The organism is Nocardioides kribbensis, from assembly GCF_015070375.1.
Lineage (GTDB): Bacteria > Actinomycetota > Actinomycetes > Propionibacteriales > Nocardioidaceae > Nocardioides > Nocardioides kribbensis.
The window spans coordinates 393,922-409,631 of record NZ_JADCLL010000005.1 but is presented as its reverse complement, the minus strand read 5'-3'; the positions used below and the strand labels follow the sequence as shown (position 1 = coordinate 409,631).

Annotated in this window: 15 protein-coding genes; 13 read left to right on the top strand and 2 right to left on the bottom strand. The window is 73.0% G+C overall.

What is annotated here, in order from left to right; genetic code table 11:
* Positions 1-26: 26 nt before the first annotated feature.
* The 9 genes from IR170_RS13120 to IR170_RS13080 all read left to right on the top strand — a co-directional run bounded on the left by IR170_RS13120 (position 27) and on the right by IR170_RS13080 (position 10,500).
* Positions 27-323: a YggT family protein gene (locus tag IR170_RS13120; protein WP_056862511.1), complete on the top strand. Its 297-nt coding sequence runs from the start codon at positions 27-29 to the stop codon at positions 321-323.
* 160 nt (positions 324-483) lie between these two features.
* Positions 484-1,287, top strand: coding sequence for a DivIVA domain-containing protein (locus IR170_RS13115; protein WP_193664656.1), 804 nt, complete (start codon positions 484-486; stop codon positions 1,285-1,287).
* Between the two features lie 213 nt (positions 1,288-1,500).
* A complete protein-coding gene (locus tag IR170_RS13110) occupies positions 1,501-1,941 on the top strand; it encodes a TraR/DksA family transcriptional regulator (protein WP_193664654.1) in 441 nt (146 codons plus the stop codon).
* The gene (gene lspA, locus IR170_RS13105; protein ID WP_193664652.1) at positions 1,914-2,564 is read left to right on the top strand and encodes a signal peptidase II; all 651 of its coding nucleotides are present in this window, start codon (positions 1,914-1,916) and stop codon (positions 2,562-2,564) included. Before IR170_RS13110 ends, lspA begins: the two co-directional genes overlap by 28 nt.
* Positions 2,561-3,499 (top strand): RluA family pseudouridine synthase, encoded by a 939-nt coding sequence (locus IR170_RS13100; RefSeq protein ID WP_056862513.1) that lies wholly within the window; start codon positions 2,561-2,563, stop codon positions 3,497-3,499. The genes lspA and IR170_RS13100 overlap by 4 nt, the downstream gene beginning before the upstream one ends.
* On the top strand, positions 3,486-4,214 hold the full coding sequence (locus IR170_RS13095) for a GNAT family N-acetyltransferase (RefSeq protein ID WP_193664650.1): 729 nt from the start codon (positions 3,486-3,488) through the stop codon (positions 4,212-4,214). Before IR170_RS13100 ends, IR170_RS13095 begins: the two co-directional genes overlap by 14 nt.
* 191 nt (positions 4,215-4,405) lie before the next feature.
* On the top strand, positions 4,406-7,957 hold the full coding sequence (gene dnaE, locus IR170_RS13090) for a DNA polymerase III subunit alpha (RefSeq protein ID WP_056904514.1): 3,552 nt from the start codon (positions 4,406-4,408) through the stop codon (positions 7,955-7,957).
* The gene (locus IR170_RS13085; RefSeq protein ID WP_193664649.1) at positions 7,942-8,556 is read left to right on the top strand and encodes a hypothetical protein; all 615 of its coding nucleotides are present in this window, start codon (positions 7,942-7,944) and stop codon (positions 8,554-8,556) included. The genes dnaE and IR170_RS13085 overlap by 16 nt, the downstream gene beginning before the upstream one ends.
* 246 nt (positions 8,557-8,802) lie before the next feature.
* Positions 8,803-10,500, top strand: coding sequence for a hypothetical protein (locus IR170_RS13080; RefSeq protein WP_193664647.1), 1,698 nt, complete (start codon positions 8,803-8,805; stop codon positions 10,498-10,500).
* Between the two features lie 95 nt (positions 10,501-10,595).
* On the opposite strand, the gene ybaK is transcribed toward IR170_RS13080, so the two are convergent.
* Positions 10,596-11,084 (bottom strand): Cys-tRNA(Pro) deacylase, encoded by a 489-nt coding sequence (gene ybaK / locus IR170_RS13075; protein WP_193664645.1) that lies wholly within the window; start codon positions 11,082-11,084, stop codon positions 10,596-10,598.
* Positions 11,085-11,107: 23 nt separating this feature from the next.
* Positions 11,108-11,773: an LON peptidase substrate-binding domain-containing protein gene (locus IR170_RS13070; protein ID WP_193664642.1), complete on the bottom strand. Its 666-nt coding sequence runs from the start codon at positions 11,771-11,773 to the stop codon at positions 11,108-11,110.
* A gap of 116 nt (positions 11,774-11,889) precedes the next feature.
* Between IR170_RS13070 and hisD the strand changes: the two genes are divergently transcribed.
* Genes hisD through hisH form a run of 4 tightly spaced genes read left to right on the top strand, consistent with a single transcriptional unit; the run spans position 11,890 to position 15,628 of the window.
* Entirely contained in the window at positions 11,890-13,215 is a 1,326-nt protein-coding gene (gene hisD / locus IR170_RS13065) for a histidinol dehydrogenase (RefSeq protein WP_056904511.1), read from the top strand.
* A 6-nt stretch (positions 13,216-13,221) separates the two neighbouring features.
* Positions 13,222-14,337 carry a histidinol-phosphate transaminase gene (locus IR170_RS13060; RefSeq protein ID WP_193664640.1) on the top strand — a complete coding sequence of 372 codons (1,116 nt, stop codon included), beginning with the start codon at positions 13,222-13,224 and terminating at the stop codon, positions 14,335-14,337.
* The gene (gene hisB / locus IR170_RS13055) at positions 14,334-14,942 is read left to right on the top strand and encodes an imidazoleglycerol-phosphate dehydratase HisB (RefSeq protein WP_193664638.1); all 609 of its coding nucleotides are present in this window, start codon (positions 14,334-14,336) and stop codon (positions 14,940-14,942) included. Before IR170_RS13060 ends, hisB begins: the two co-directional genes overlap by 4 nt.
* 56 nt (positions 14,943-14,998) lie before the next feature.
* Positions 14,999-15,628 carry an imidazole glycerol phosphate synthase subunit HisH gene (gene hisH / locus IR170_RS13050; RefSeq protein ID WP_193664636.1) on the top strand — a complete coding sequence of 210 codons (630 nt, stop codon included), beginning with the start codon at positions 14,999-15,001 and terminating at the stop codon, positions 15,626-15,628.
* Positions 15,629-15,710: the final 82 nt, after the last annotated feature.

Here is a 15,710-nt window from a genome sequence, read left to right as displayed (position 1 = left end):
CGGCCCCGACAGGAGCTATCACCGACGTGCAGATCGCCGGTTGGATCATCCACTGGATCCTGTTCTTCTTCATCGCGCTCATGTGGGTGCGCTTCATCGTGGACTGGGTGCAGGTCTTCGCCCGCTCCTGGAGTCCGCGCGGACCGCTGCTGCTGGTCCTCGAGGCGGTCTACTCGGTCACCGACCCGCCCATCCAGTTCCTGCGCCGCTTCATCCCGCCGCTGCGTCTGGGGAGCATCGCGCTCGACCTGAGCTTCCTGCTCGTCCTGGTCATCGCGTGGGTGCTGCTCAACGTCAACGACGCCGTCTTCAACATCGCCTGAGCGCCCTCCGGGGCCCCGGCCGCCCACCGGGACCCGCCTGTCCCACCTGTCCCACGACAGGCGCTATTGTTCCCCGAGAAGTTCGCAGCACGACCTCGCGCATCCGCGCGCGGCACGTCTGGGATCCACTTGAACACCACGACTGAGAATGGGTGAGGTCATGCCACTGACGCCTGAGGACGTGAGCAACAAGCGCTTTACTCCCGTCCGGCTGCGCGAGGGCTACGACATGGGGGAGGTCGACCAGTTCCTCGACGAGGTGGAGGCCGAGCTCGCGAGGCTCACCAAGGAGAACGAGGACCTCCGCGCCAAGCTCGCCTCCGCCCAGTCGGGATCGGGCCCGTCGGGATCGGGTCAGGCCGGCTCGTCGTCGGGTCAGTCCGCCCCGGCGACCACCGCGCCGTCCACGCCCGAGCCGGTCACGCAGCCCGTGCCGGTCGCGAAGCCCGAGCCGACGCCGGCCCCCGTGGCCGCACCGGCCGCCCCCGCCGCCGCGACCCCCACGGAGACGATCCGCGTCGAGACGGTGCCGCAGGCCTCCAACGCCGCGGCGCGCCTGCTCGAGATCGCCACCCGCAACGCCGACGAGCTCGTCGACGAGGCCAAGAACGACGCCGACAAGATCGTGGGCGAGGCCCGCACCAAGGCCGAGCGTCTCGAGGCCGAGTCGAAGTCGAAGGCCGACCGCATGGAGTCCGACGCGCGCACCCGCGCCTCGATGCTCGACTCCGAGACCGCCGAGCGTCGCCAGCAGATGTTCGGCGACCTGGAGCGCGAGCGCGACAAGCTCAGCAGCGAGGTCGAGAACCTCCGCTCGTTCGAGCGCGAGTACCGCTCGCGCCTGAAGAGCTACTTCACCCAGCAGCTGGAGGCGCTGCAGAACGGCGCCGAGAGCGCCGCTCCGACCGAGGAGGCCCCGGCCCCCAAGCGTCTGCGCTCCATCCTGGGCGACGAGGAGTCCTGAGCGACTGCTCCACCCGGCTCGATCCGGCGCGGCCGGTCCCCTCGGGGGCCGGCCGCGCCGTCGTCTCCGCGGGCCCGTGACGGAGGGGCCCTGGTCGGTTCACCACCGACTGGCTACCCTCCTGCTCACTGTCCTCACCCCTCTCCCGCCCCCCGGACCTCCCTGCTCCGTCCACCCCCGGCGCTGCGGCGCCCCCGCTCGAAGGCTGTGCCCGTGACCAAGGCAGCACCCACCAAGAAGGCCGCCACCGCGGCCCAGGCCCAGGACCTCGTCGTCAAGGAGGGCGAGTCCGACTGGACCGCCGCCGAGCTCGACGAGGTCGTCGGCGAGCTGCACGAGCAGCACGACCACATCGCCCAGGTGATCGCCGACCAGGAGCAGGAGCTCTCGGGGCTCATGCGCGACTCCGGCGACGGGGCCGGGCAGGACCAGGCCGACGTCGGGGCGAGCAGCTTCGAGCGCGACCACGAGCTCACCGTGCTCAACAACGAGCGCGACAAGCTGGCCCAGATCGAGCGGGCCCTGGCGCGCATCGACGACGGCACCTACGGCGTCTGCGAGTCCTGCGGAGAGCCGATCGGCAAGAATCGGCTGATGGCATTTCCGCGTGCCACACTGTGCATGACATGCAAGCAGCGCGAGGAACGGCGATAGACCCCGAGACCACCGCAGCCCCCGCCGGGCGCTCCCGGGCGCGGGTGTGGGCGCTGTTCGCGACGATCGCCGCCACCGCGTACGCCGTGGACCTGGTCACCAAGGTGCTCGCTCTCGACCGTCTCGAGGGCCAGCCCGACGTGCCCGTCGTCGGGGACCTGCTCACGCTGACGCTGGTCAAGAACCCGGGCGCCGCCTTCAGCACCGGCACCCAGTTCACGGTGGCGCTGAGCTGCATCGCGATCGCCGCCACCGTGGTGGTGCTCGTGCTCAGCCTGCGGGTGCGCTCCCGGCTGTGGGCCGTGGCGCTGGGCCTGCTGCTCGCGGGTGTGACCGGCAACCTCACCGACCGGCTCTTCCGCGACCCCGGGCCGATGCGGGGCCACGTCATCGACTTCCTGATGCTCCCCAACTGGCCGGTCTTCAACGTGGCCGACGTCTGCATCAACGTCGCCGCCGGCCTCATCCTCGTGCAGGCCTTCCGCGGTGTCCGCCTCGACGGCACCCGCGACCGCGACCACGAGCCCGACGACCAGTCCGGCGACCGGACCGGCGACCGGCCTGACGCCGAGCCTGACGACGCAGCCACGGCGAGCGGCCCGACCGCGGGGGACCAGCGATGAGCCAGACCTCCGAGCACCGCAGCCTCAGCGTGCCCGAGAGCCTCGCGGGGGAGCGGGTCGACGCCGCCCTGGCCCGCATGTTCGGGCTCTCGCGCACCCGCGCGGCCGACCTGATCGCGCAGGGCCTGGTGCAGGTCGACGGCGCCGGCGTCGGCAAGAGCGACCGGGTGCTGCCCGGCTCGCTGCTCGACGTGGAGATCCCGACCCTGACCGACCCGCTGACGGTGACCCCCGAGATCGTCGAGGGGATCAAGATCGTCCACGACGACGAGTCCATCGTGGTGATCGACAAGCCGGTCGGCGTCGCGGTCCACCCCTCGCCCGGCTGGACCGGCCCCACGGTCGTCGGCCACCTCGCGGGCGCGGGCTTCCGCATCGCCACCAGCGGTGCGTCCGAGCGCCAGGGCATCGTGCAGCGCCTCGACGTCGGCACGTCCGGCGTCATGGTCATCTGCAAGTCCGAGCACGCCTACTCGGTGCTCAAGAACGCCTTCCGCCACCGCACCGTCGACAAGACCTACCACGCGCTCGTCCAGGGCCACCCCGACCCGCTGGAGGGCACGGTCGACGCCCCGATCGGTCGTCACCCCCGCTCGGACTGGAAGTTCGCCGTGATGGCCGACGGGCGGGCCAGCGTCACCCACTACGAGACGCTCGAGGCGCACCGCTTCGCCAGCCTGCTCGAGGTGCACCTCGAGACCGGCCGCACCCACCAGATCCGGGTGCACATGTCCGCGCTCAAGCACCCGTGCGTCGGCGACCTGACCTACGGCGCCGACCCCGTGCTGGCCAAGCGCGTGGGCCTGGAGCGGCAGTGGCTCCACGCCGTCAGGCTCGGCTTCGAGCACCCCGACACCGGTGAGCACGTCGAGTACGAGACGGAGTACCCCGCCGACCTCGCCCACGCCCTCGAGGTCGTCCGTGACGGGTCCTGACGGACCCCCCGCGCAGCCCGACGTCCTGGTGCGTCCGGGCACGGTCGCCGACCTGGCCGAGGTGGCCGACGTGCACCTGCGCAGCCGCCGCGCGGCGCACCCCGCGATGCCCCCGGGCGCGCACCCCGACACCGAGGTGCGCAGCTGGTTCGCCACCTGGGACCTCTCCGCGCGCGAGCTGTGGGTGGCGCAGGAGGGCGGGCGCGTCGTGGCCTACGCCGCCCTGGCCGGTGACTGGCTCGACGACCTCTACGTGCTGCCCGGTGCCGCGGGTCGCGGGCTCGGCTCGCTGCTGCTGGAGACCGTGAAGGCGCAGCGGCCCGACGGCTTCTGCCTGTGGGTCTTCGAGACCAACACCGCGGCGCGGGCGTTCTACGCCCGCCACGGGCTGGTGGAGCTCGAGCGCACCGACGGCTCGGCCAACGAGGAGCGCGCCCCCGACCTGAGGGTGGCCTGGCCCGGTCGCGAGCCCCTCGTCTTCCTGCGCGGGCTCATCGACGAGGTCGACGACCAGCTCGGCGACCTGCTGGCGCGCCGTGCGGCCCTCACCGCCGCCGTGCAGCCGCACAAGGGCCACACCCGTCGCGACCCCGACCGCGAGCGCGCCATCGCCGTCGCGATGGCGCAGCGGGCACCGGCCCTCGGGGCCGAGCGCCTGCACCGCATCGTCGACGTGGTGATCACCGAGAGCCTCGACGCCGCCCGCGAGGGCTGAGCCGCCGGTGGTGCCGCCGGTGGTGCCGCCGGTGGTGCCGCCGGTGGTGTCGGCGGCGGCTGGCACGATCCCCGGAGCGGTTGACGTAGGCTGATCCCCTTCCCCCAGAAGGTCGATCGGCGCCCGTCCGAGACCGCTGCACCCTGCTTGACCGCTGCCCGATCTCGACCCGGCGAGGACTTCCACACACGATGTCGACAGGCTCCCAGGACTCCTTCGTCCACCTGCACGTGCACACCGAGTACTCCATGCTCGACGGCGCCGCCCGCCTCGGCGCGCTGGCCGACCGGGCCGCGGAGCTCGGCATGCCGGCGGTGGCGATGACCGACCACGGCAACGTCTTCGGGGCCTACGAGTTCTACTCCAAGGCCAAGGCCGCGGGGGTCAAGCCGATCATCGGCATCGAGGCCTACTTCACGCCCAACATCTCCCGCTTCGAGAAGCGCGGCGTGAACTTCTACGGCGGCGGCCCCGACGACGTCTCCAACCGCGGGGCCTACACCCACATGACGTTGCTCTCGGAGTCCACCGAGGGCATGCACAACCTCTTCCGGCTCTCCACGGGCGCGTGGCGCGACGGGTTCTTCAAGCACCCCCGCATGGACCGCGAGCTGCTCTCCCAGCACGGCAAGGGCATCATCGGCACGACCGGCTGCCCCTCCGGCGAGGTGCAGGTCCACCTGCGCCACGGCAACTACGAGGCCGCCAAGCAGGTCGCGGGCGACTTCCAGGACATCCTCGGCAAGGACAACTACTTCCTCGAGCTGATGGACCACGGCCTCGACATCGAGACCCGGGTCAAGGACGGCCTGCTGCGGCTGGGCAAGGACATGGGCATCCCGCTCCTGGCCACCAACGACTCGCACTACGTGATGCGCGAGGACGCCAAGGCCCAGGAGCACCTGCTCTGCATCAACTCCGGGTCCACCATGGACATCCCCGCGGGCGACGGCCCGGGGCAGCGCTTCGCCTTCAACGGCGACGGCTACTACCTCAAGTCGGCCGCCGAGATGCGCGAGCTGTGGCGCGACTTCCCCGAGGCCTGCGACAACACGCTGCTCATCGCCGAGCGTTGCGACGTGGAGTTCACCGAGGGCAACGGCACCTACATGCCGCGCTTCCCCTGCCCGCCGGGGGAGAACGAGGACTCCTGGCTGGTCAAGGAGGTCGAGCGCGGGCTGCACGTGCGCTACCCCTCGGGCATCCCCGACGCGGTGCGCAAGCAGGCCGACTTCGAGATCGGCGTCATCACCCAGATGGGCTTCCCGGGCTACTTCCTGGTGGTCGCCGACTTCATCAACTGGGCCAAGGACAACGGCATCCGCGTCGGACCCGGCCGCGGCTCGGGCGCGGGCTCGATGGTCGCCTACGCGATGCGCATCACCGACCTCGACCCGCTCCAGCACGGCCTGATCTTCGAGCGCTTCCTCAACCCCGACCGCGTCTCGATGCCCGACTTCGACATCGACTTCGACGAGCGTCGGCGCGGCGAGGTCATCCGCTACGTCACCGACAAGTACGGCGACGACCGCGTCTCCTACATCGTCACCTACGGCACCATCAAGGCCAAGCAGGCCGTCAAGGACTCCTCGCGCATCCTGGGCTACCCCTTCGCGATGGGCGACCGGATCACCAAGGCCATGCCGGCGGCGGTCATGGGCAAGGACGTGCCGCTGCAGGAGATCTTCGACCCCGAGCACAAGCGCTACGGCGAGGGCGGGGAGTTCCGCCAGCTCTACGACGCCGACAAGGACGTCCAGCGCGTCGTCGACACCGCCATCGGCATCGAGGGCCTCAAGCGGCAGTGGGGCGTGCACGCCGCCGGCGTGATCATGTCCAGCGAGCCGCTGGTCGACGTGATCCCGCTGCTCAAGCGCCCCGCCGACGGCGCGATGATCACCCAGTTCGACTACCCCACCTGTGAGGGCCTCGGCCTGATCAAGATGGACTTCCTGGGCCTGCGCAACCTCACCGTGCTCGACGACGCGGTCAAGAACATCCAGGCCAACCGCGGCGAGACCGTGGTGCTCGAGGACCTCCCGCTCACCGACGAGGCCACCTACGGCCTGCTCCAGCGCGGCGACACCCTCGGCGTCTTCCAGCTCGACGGCGGTCCGATGCGGGCGCTGCTGCGCTCCATGCGACCCGACACCTTCGAGGACATCTCCGCCGTCGGCGCGCTCTACCGGCCCGGCCCGATGGGCGCCGACTCCCACAACAAGTACGCCCGCCGCAAGACCGGGCGCGAGCCGGTGGAGGCGATCCACCCCGAGCTGGCCGAGCCGCTCGAGGACATCCTGGGCGAGACCTACGGCCTGATCGTCTACCAGGAGCAGGTCATGGCCATCGCGCAGAAGCTCGCGGGCTACAGCCTGGGCCAGGCCGACATCCTGCGTCGCGCGATGGGCAAGAAGAAGAAGTCGGAGCTGGACAAGCAGTTCGAGGGCTTCTCCCAGGGCATGAAGGAGCGCGGCTACAGCGCCGCCGCGGTCAAGACGCTGTGGGACATCCTGCTGCCCTTCTCCGACTACGCCTTCAACAAGGCCCACTCCGCGGCCTACGGCCTGGTGTCGTACTGGACGGCCTACCTCAAGGCCAACTACCCGGCCGAGTACATGGCCGCGCTGCTGACCTCGACCAAGGACGACAAGGACAAGTCGGCCATCTACCTCAACGAGTGCCGCCGGATGAAGATCCAGGTGCTCCCGCCCGACGTCAACGAGTCCTCCTCCAACTTCACCCCCGTCGGCACCGACATCCGCTTCGGCCTGACGGCGGTGCGCAACGTCGGCGCCAACGTCGTCGACGGCATCGTGGCGGCGCGCGAGGAGAAGGGCCGCTACGCCGACTTCAACGACTTCATGGACAAGGTGCCGGCGCTGGTGTGCAACAAGCGCGTCATCGAGTCGCTGGTCAAGGCCGGCGCCTTCGACGAGATGAAGCACCGGCGGCGCGCGCTGGTCACGATCCACGAGACCGCGGTCGACCAGTACGTCGACATCAAGCGCAACGAGGCGATCGGTCAGGACTCCCTCTTCGGCGGGCTCGACGACGACGCGGGCGGGTCCTTCGGGATCACGGTGACGGTGCCCGAGATCGACGAGTGGGACAAGATGACCCTGCTGGGCCACGAGCGCGACATGCTCGGGCTCTACGTCTCCGACCACCCGCTGCTGGGCCTCGAGCACGTGCTCACCAACTCCAGCGACTGCAGCATCGGTCAGCTCATGCTCGACGAGGAGCGCTCCGACGGCTCGCCCATCACCATCAGCGGCCTGGTGACCACGGTGCAGCGCAAGATCACCAAGCGCGGCGACGCGTGGGCGATGGTCACCCTCGAGGACCTCGACGGCGCGATCGACGTGCTGCTCTTCCCCAGCGCCTACCAGCTGGCCAGCACCCTGCTCATCGAGGACGCCATCCTCACGGTCAAGGGCCGGCTGTCGAAGAGCAAGGACCAGCCCGAGATCCACGGCCAGGAGGTCTCGGTGCCCGACATCTCCGACGGCCCCTCGGGCCCGGTCGTCATCAGCATGCCCTCGACCCGCTGCACCCCGCCGGTCATCGAGCAGCTGCGCGACGTGCTCTCCACCCACCCCGGCATGACCGAGGTGCGGCTGCGGCTGATGACGCGCGAGGCGACCAAGGTGATGCGGCTCGACGACCGGCTCCGGGTCACCGCCACCCCGGCGCTCTTCGCCGACCTCAAGCAGCTGCTGGGGCCCGGGTGCCTGAGCGTCTGAACCCCGACGTCGGCGTCCGCGACGGCGGCGCCGCCGCCGACGCGCCCCGACTGCGCGGGCGCCGCGAGTGGGGCCGGGCCGGGGTCCAGGCACTGCTGGTGGTCGTGGTCTTCGCCCTCGCCGGCCTCGGCGCGGCCTGGCTGTGGCACCTGGTGTGGGAGCCCTCGCGGGGCCTGGCCTTCCAGGGGCGCTTCGTCGTCGTCGACCGTGACGGCTTCTACGACCTCCCGCAGCTGCGCGGGCTGTTCTCGGCCACCGGCCTGCTCGCCGTCGTCGCCTTCCCGACCGCGGTCGCGGTCGGGCTCCTCACGGCGCTGCTCCTCGACCGCCACGAGCTCGTGACGCTGGCGGCGGTCGTCGTGGGCGCTGTCGTGGCCGCCGCGCTGATGGCCTGGCTGGGCCAGCAGCTCGGCCCGCCCGACCCCGACGTGCTGGCGCGCTCGGCCGACGACGGCACCACCCTGCTCAGCGCGCTCGAGGCGCCGCGACCGGTGCCGTACCTCGTGTGGACCACCGGCGCCCTCGTGGGCCTGCTGGTGGCCTTCGTCGGGGTGGCCAAGCGGGGCGCCCGACGCGCCCCCGCCGACCCCCGCGCCTGAGCGGCGCCCTGGACCGCCCGGCGGGCGGGGGAGCGACCGGTTAGGACCGGCCCCGCCGGGGTAGGTTCCCGCCCGAGCGCGGCCGACGGGGCCGGCGCCAGGACACCCACGGGAGCCGTCGTGACGAGCAACCTTCCGCCCGGACCGCCGCCCCAGGGCCCGCCACCGCAGGGCCCGCCACCGCAGGGCCCGCCACCGTCGGGCCCGCCGCCGCAGGGCCCGCCGCCGTCGGGTCCGCCCCCCGAGATGCTCGACAGCAGTGGCGGAGGGCGGCTGCCGCGGGAGCGACGGCCCCGCCGCACGGGGCTGCTGGTAGGAGGGGGCGTCGCCCTCGTCGCGGTCGTCGGCGCAGGAGCCTTCGGGGCGGCCTGGTGGTTCGCCGACGGCGCGCAGGCCGCGGAGGCGCTGCCGGCCGGCACGATCGGCTACGTCGGCGTCAACCTCGACCCCAGCGGCGGTCAGAAGGTGGCGGCGCTGGAGACCCTCGAGAAGTTCCCGGCCATCCGCGAGGAGTTCGGGCTCGACGGCCCGGTCGGCGACATCGACGTCAAGCAGACCCTGGTCGACTACCTCGCCGAGCAGACCGACTGCGCCCAGCTCACCGAGGCGGCCGACGCCTTCGGCGACCGCGCCGCCTTCGCCGCGGTCGACACCGGCGGCGAGGAGCCGTCGCCGGTCTTCACCATCGAGGTCGCCGACGCCGACGCCGCCGGCCGGGCGCTCGACGACCTGGCCACCTGCACCGGCAGCGACCCCGCCGAGGGCGGGGGCGGCCCGGCCTACGTCGTGAGCGGTGACTGGATGGTGCTCGCCGAGACCGAGGAGACCGCCCAGGCCGTGGTCGACCAGACCGAGTCCGACGGGAGCCTCGCCGACGACGCCGACTTCCAGCGCTGGACCGGCGAGACCGGCGGCGACGGGGTCGTCACCCTCTACGCCGCGCCGGAGGCGGGCGAGTACCTCGCCGGGGCCTTCGGGCCCGGCCTCGAGGACTCCTCCGACCTGCTCGCCCCCGCGGTGCCGGAGATGAGCGCGTCGGCGCCGGCGCTGCCCAGCGCGCTCTCCGGTGCGGGCCGCGCGGCGGGTGACGGCGTCGTCGGCGCCAGCGCCGGCCTCCCGAGCGCCGCGACCCCGGCCGAGGCGCTCGAGGACTTCGCCGGCGCCGCCCTGACGCTGCGCTTCGACGACGGCGCGCTGGAGATCGAGGCCGCGGGCGAGGCCGCGGTGTTCGGAGGGTCCGACCTGCTCGTGACCGACCGCGGCGCCGACGTCGTCGAGGAGCTGCCCGCCGACACCGTGGCCGCGGTCGGGGCGGGCTTCGAGGAGGGGTGGTTCGGCGCCGTGCTCGAGCAGCTCGAGACGGCCTCGGAGGGCCTCATCGACGCCGAGGGCCTCGAGGAGCTCGCCGGCGAGACCGGCCTGACGCTGCCCGACGACGTCGAGACGGTCGTCGGAGACGCCGCGGCCGTCTCGCTCGGCAGCGGCTTCGACGTCGAGGAGCTGACGGGCTCCGCCGACCCCGCCGACCTGCCCGTGGCGCTCACCGTGCGCGGCGAGGAGGACGACGTGCAGGGCGTGCTCGACCGGCTCGCCGAGGGGCCGCTGGGCTCCGAGGTCGGCACGGTGGGCGTCGCCGGCGGCGACGGCCTCACCGCGATCGGCCTCGACGAGGACTATCTCGCCGACGTGGTCGCGGGGGGTGAGGGCCTCGGCGACTCCGAGACCTACCAGAGGGTCGTGCCCGACAGCGACGAGGCCGGATCGGTCGTCTTCGTCGACCTCGACCAGGTCAGCAGCATCGCCGGGGACTCCTTGCTCCCGCTGCTCGGCGACGACGCCCCCGCGGTCGAGGACAACCTCGACCCGCTGCGCGCCCTCGGCCTCAGCAGCTGGGTCGACGACGACGTCGCCCACCTGGTGCTCCGCGTCTCGACCGACGACTGAGCGCTGTGGCGCGACCCGCCCCCGGGCCGGGTCGTGCCGCAGCGGGGCGGTCCGGCCCCGGCGGGCGGTCGACCCGGCGGGCCGACGGGGTCGGCTCAGTCGCGGGCGACGGCAGCGGTGACGGCGTCGGTCAGGGCGACGAGGTCGACCGGGGCCAGACCGAGGTCGAGCCCGCGCCGCCCGCCCGAGACGTAGACCACGGGGTGGGCGAGGGCGGAGACGTCGACCACGGTGGGCAGGCGCCGTCGCTGGCCCAGGGGGGAGATGCCCCCGACGACGTAGCCGGTGGACCGCTCGGCCGTCGCGGGGTCGGCCATGGCGGCGCGACTGCCGCCGACGGCGCGCGCGAGGGCCTTGAGGTCGAGGCGGCCCGAGACCGGCACCACCGCGACGACCAGTCGGCCGTCGACGTCGGCGAGCAGGGTCTTGAGCACGCAGGCCGGGTCGACCCCGAGGGCGCCGGCCGCCTCGAGCCCGAAGGACTCCGCGCGCGGGTCGTGCTCGTAGGGGTGCAGCGTGAAGGCCACGCCGGCGCGCGTCAGCGCCTGCGTCGCCGGGGTCGCGCCCGCGCCCTTCCTCGCCACCGCCGCGCTCCGTCGTACGCCGGCTAGTTGGGCGACCAGCGGGTGCGGGCGACCTCGGTGGCCGGCAGCGACGGGATGACGTTCATCGCGCGCAGCTCCGAGCGCAGCAGGTCGGTGACCATGACCAGCCGGCTGGCGGCGTCCTCGGCCTCGAGCAGCGCCTGCCGCTCCGGCATCGGCAGGGGAGCGCAGGCCGCGAGCGTCCACGACAGGTAGGACGGGTCGCGCGGCAGGCTGCCGGAGTAGGGGTCGGTGCGGATGTCCGAGAGCGCGGCGCGGTAGGCCGAGAAGGTGGCCCGCGCCCGCTCCAGCACGCCCTCGTCGACGGGGTCGGTGCCCTCGGGCAGCGCGTGGACGTGACCCACGGGGAAGGTCTCGCCGCTCTCGAGGCGGTCGAGTCCGATGCGGTCGAGTCCGACGGCGACGACGTCGAAGGTGCCGTCGGGGTGGGACTCCACCTCGGTCAGCTGCAGGCGCACGCCGACCCGGTAGAGCGACTGGGCTCCGTGGTCACCGACCTCGTAGCCCTCGCGGATGGCCACCGAGGCGAAGACCCGATCCGCCGGGTCGGGGACCCGCAGCAGGTGGTGGACCAGGGCGCGGTAGCGGTCCTCGAAGACGGTCAGCGGCACGCTGACGCCGGGGAAGAGCACCGAGTTCAGCGGGAACATCGGCAGCGTGTCGGTCACGCTGACGACCCTAGACCCCCGGCCCGCACGCCGTGACCCGGACGGGTGGGTCCGTGCAGGGTCCACGCGGGGTCGCCGGTTCGGGTTGCCGGCACCGGGGCTCGTAGGATCAACCCATGATTCGCCGGATCGACCTGCGAGGGACTGCCGCCGACGGCGCTGCCCCCGTCGACTACCGCGCCGCCGTGCCGCGCGCCGAGTTCGACGTCGAGGCCGCCATGCATGTCGTGCGCCCGATCTGCGACGCGGTGCGCGACCGGGGCGTCGAGGCGATCCTGGAGTTCTCCGAGACCTTCGACGGCGTCCGCAACGACGACATCGTCGTGCCCCCGGCGGCGCTGTCGCAGGCCCTCGAGGAGCTCGACCCGGCCGTCCGGGTCGCCCTGGAGGAGTCGATCCGCCGCCTGCGCGAGACCTGCGTCGCCGAGCTCGAGGAGGACACCTCGGTCGAGCTCGGTCCCGGCGCCCGGGTCAGCAAGCGGATGGTGCCGATCACCCGGGTTGGCCTCTACGTGCCCGGCGGCATCGCCCCGCTGGTCTCCAGCGTCGTGATGAACGTCGTGCCCGCGCAGGTCGCCGGCGTCGAGTCCATCGCGCTGACCTCGAGCCCGCAGAAGGAGTTCGGCGGGCTGCCGCACCCCACGATCCTGGCCGCCTGCGCGCTGCTGGGCGTGGAGGAGGTCTACTCCGTCGGCGGCGCCCAGGCCGTGGCGATGTTCGCCCACGGCGCGGGCCCGTGCCGCCGCGTCGACCTGGTCACCGGACCGGGTGCGATCTACACCGTGGCCGCCAAGCGCCTGCTCAAGGGCATCGTCGGCATCGACTCCGAGGCCGGCCCGACCGAGATCGCGGTGCTGGCCGACGACACCGCGGAGCCGGCGTACGTCGCGGCCGACCTGCTGAGCCAGTCCGAGCACGACCCGATGGCCTCCAGCGTGCTGGTCACGACGTCGGTGCAGCTGGCCGACGAGGTCGAGGCCGAGCTCGACAAGCAGGTCTCGGTGACCCGCCACGCCGAGCGCATCCGCACCTCGCTGGGCGGGGAGCAGTCCGGCATCGTGCTGGTCGACGACCTCGAGCAGGGCCTCGCCGTCGTCGACGCCTACGGCGCGGAGCACCTGGAGATCCAGACCCGCGACGCCGCCGCCCTGGCGGCCCGGGTCCGCAACGCGGGCGCCATCTTCGTCGGCCCCCACGCACCGGTCTCGCTGGGCGACTACTGCGCCGGCTCCAACCACGTGCTGCCCACGGGCGGCTGCTCGTGCCACTCCTCGGGGCTCTCGGTGCGCAGCTTCCTCAAGGCGGTGCACGTCGTCGACTACACCCGTGAGGGACTGGCCGCCGTGGCCGACCACGTCGTCAACCTCGCCGAGGCCGAGGACCTGCCCGGTCACGGCGCGGCGGTGCGGGTGCGCTTCGACCGCCCCCTCGCCGACGGGTAGGCGCCGGTGTTCCCGCCCCTGCGCGAGGAGCTGCGCGGCCTCGAGCCCTACGGCGCCCCGCAGCTCGACGTGCCCGTGCAGCTCAACGTCAACGAGAACCCCTACGGCCCCTCGCCCGCGTGCGTGGCCGACATCGCCGACGCCGTAGCCACGGCGGCCACGACGCTCAACCGCTACCCCGACCGCGAGTTCGTGGCGCTGCGCACCGCCCTGGCCGACTACCTCGCCCGCGACACCCCCCACGGGATCGTGCCGGAGCAGGTGTGGGCCGCCAACGGTTCCAACGAGGTCATGCTGCAGCTGCTCCAGGCCTTCGGCGGCCCGGGGCGCACGGGGCTGAGCTTCGCCCCGACATACTCGATGTACCCCGAGTACGCCCGCGACACGATGACCCGCTGGGTCGCGGGTCGCCGCGCCGAGGACTTCACCCTCGACCTCGACGCCGCCCGCGCCCTCGTCGAGGCCGAGCGCCCCAGCGTCGTGCTGCTGCCCAGCCCCAACAACCCCACCGGCACCGCGCTGCCGCCCGAGGCGGTCGCGCTGCTGTGCGAGGCCGTGGGCGAGGACGGCGTGCTCGTCGTCGACGAGGCCTACGGCGAGTTCCGCCGCACCGGCACGCCGAGCGCGCTCGAGCTGCTGCCGCACCACCGCAACCTGGTGGTCAGCCGCACCATGAGCAAGGCCTTCGCCGGGGCCGGTCTGCGGCTGGGCTACCTCGCCGCCGACCCGGCCATCTGCGACGCGATCCGGGTGGTGCGCCTGCCCTACCACCTCTCCTCGGTGACCCAGGCGACGGCGCTGGCCGCGCTGCGCCACACCGAGGAGCTGCTCGGCCAGGTCGACCGGCTGCGCGAGGAGCGCGACCGCACCGTCGCGTGGCTGCGTGCGCAGGGTCACCAGGTCGCCGACAGCGACGCCAACTTCTGCCTCTTCGGCACCTTCCCCGACCGTCACGCGGTCTGGCAGGGACTGCTCGACCACGGGGTGCTCGTGCGCGAGGTCGGCCCCGAGGGCTGGCTGCGCGTGTCGATCGGCACCCCCGACGAGATGGCCGCCTTCCGCACCGCCCTCACCCAGGTGACCGGCCAGACGACCCCGCAGGCCCCCAAGGAGACGACATGAGCAGGACCGCACGCGTCGAGCGCCAGACCAGTGAGTCCTCGGTGCTCGTCGAGGTCGACCTCGACGGCACCGGACGCCACGAGATCTCCACCGGCGTCGGCTTCTACGACCACATGCTCACGGCTTTCGCCCGTCACGCCCTGGTCGACCTGACCGTGCGCACGACCGGCGACGTGCACATCGACGCCCACCACACCGTCGAGGACACCGCGATCGCCCTGGGCCAGGCCCTGCGCCAGGCGCTCGGCGACAAGCGCGGCATCCGCCGCTTCGGCGACGCCACCGTGCCGCTCGACGAGGCGCTCGTGCAGGCCGTCGTCGACGTGTCGGGCCGTCCCTACTGCGTGCACACCGGCGAGCCCGAGGGCCAGCAGTACGTCGCGCTCGGCGGCTCCGGGGTCTCCTACCTCGGGTCGCTGACCCAGCACGTCTTCGAGACCCTCGCCTTCCACGGCCACCTCGCGCTGCACGTGCGGGTGCTGGCCGGGCGCGAGCCCCACCACCTGGTGGAGACCCAGTTCAAGGCCTTCGCCCGTGCCTTCCGCGACGCCGTCGCGCTCGACCCGCGTGAGACCGGCATCCCCTCCACCAAGGGCGCGCTCTGAGCGCCGCGGCGGGGGAGGGCGACTCTCCGGTCACGGAGGGGGCGGACGGACCCGACGTGGTCGTCCTCGACTACGGCTCGGGCAACCTGCGCTCGGCCGTGCGCGCCGTCGAGCGCGCCGGGGCCCGCGTCACCCTGACCTCCGACTTCGAGACCGCGCTGCACGCCGACGGCCTCGTCGTGCCCGGCGTCGGCGCCTACGCCGCCTGCATGGCCGGCCTGCGCGAGATCAAGGGCGACCGGCTGATCGGGCGCCGCCTCGCCGGCGGGCGCCCCGTGCTGGGCATCTGCGTGGGCATGCAGGTGCTCTTCGCCCGCGGCGTCGAGCACGGGGTCGAGACCGAGGGCTGCGACGAGTGGCCCGGCGTGGTCGAGCGGCTCCAGGCCCCGGTCGTGCCCCACATGGGCTGGAACACCGTCGAGGTCGCCGAGGGCAGCACGCTCTTCGCCGGCCTCGCCGACGAGCGCTTCTACTTCGTGCACTCCTACGGCGTGCGCGAGTGGACCCTGGTCACCAACGACCGCACCACCGCGCCCCGCGTCACCTGGGCCGAGCACGGCGGCGACCGCTTCGTCGCCGCCGTCGAGAACGGCCCGCTCACCGCCACGCAGTTCCACCCCGAGAAGTCCGGCGACGCCGGCGCGGCCCTGCTGCGCAACTGGGTCGCCACCCTCCAGCGCGGCTGACCGCCCCACCCCAGCCGCACCAGCCGACCCCAGCCCGCCGCCACGGTCCCGACGTACGCCGGGAGCGCGCCGACCCGAAGGA

Coding starts and splice junctions, on each gene's coding strand:
- IR170_RS13115 (WP_193664656.1), top strand. CDS start 484: ATGCCACTGACGCCTGAGGACGTGAGCAACAAGCGCTTTACTCCCGTC.
- lspA (WP_193664652.1), top strand. CDS start 1,914: ATGCAAGCAGCGCGAGGAACGGCGATAGACCCCGAGACCACCGCAGCC.
- IR170_RS13100 (WP_056862513.1), top strand. CDS start 2,561: ATGAGCCAGACCTCCGAGCACCGCAGCCTCAGCGTGCCCGAGAGCCTC.
- dnaE (WP_056904514.1), top strand. CDS start 4,406: ATGTCGACAGGCTCCCAGGACTCCTTCGTCCACCTGCACGTGCACACC.
- IR170_RS13080 (WP_193664647.1), top strand. CDS start 8,803: ATGCTCGACAGCAGTGGCGGAGGGCGGCTGCCGCGGGAGCGACGGCCC.
- hisD (WP_056904511.1), top strand. CDS start 11,890: ATGATTCGCCGGATCGACCTGCGAGGGACTGCCGCCGACGGCGCTGCC.
- hisB (WP_193664638.1), top strand. CDS start 14,334: ATGAGCAGGACCGCACGCGTCGAGCGCCAGACCAGTGAGTCCTCGGTG.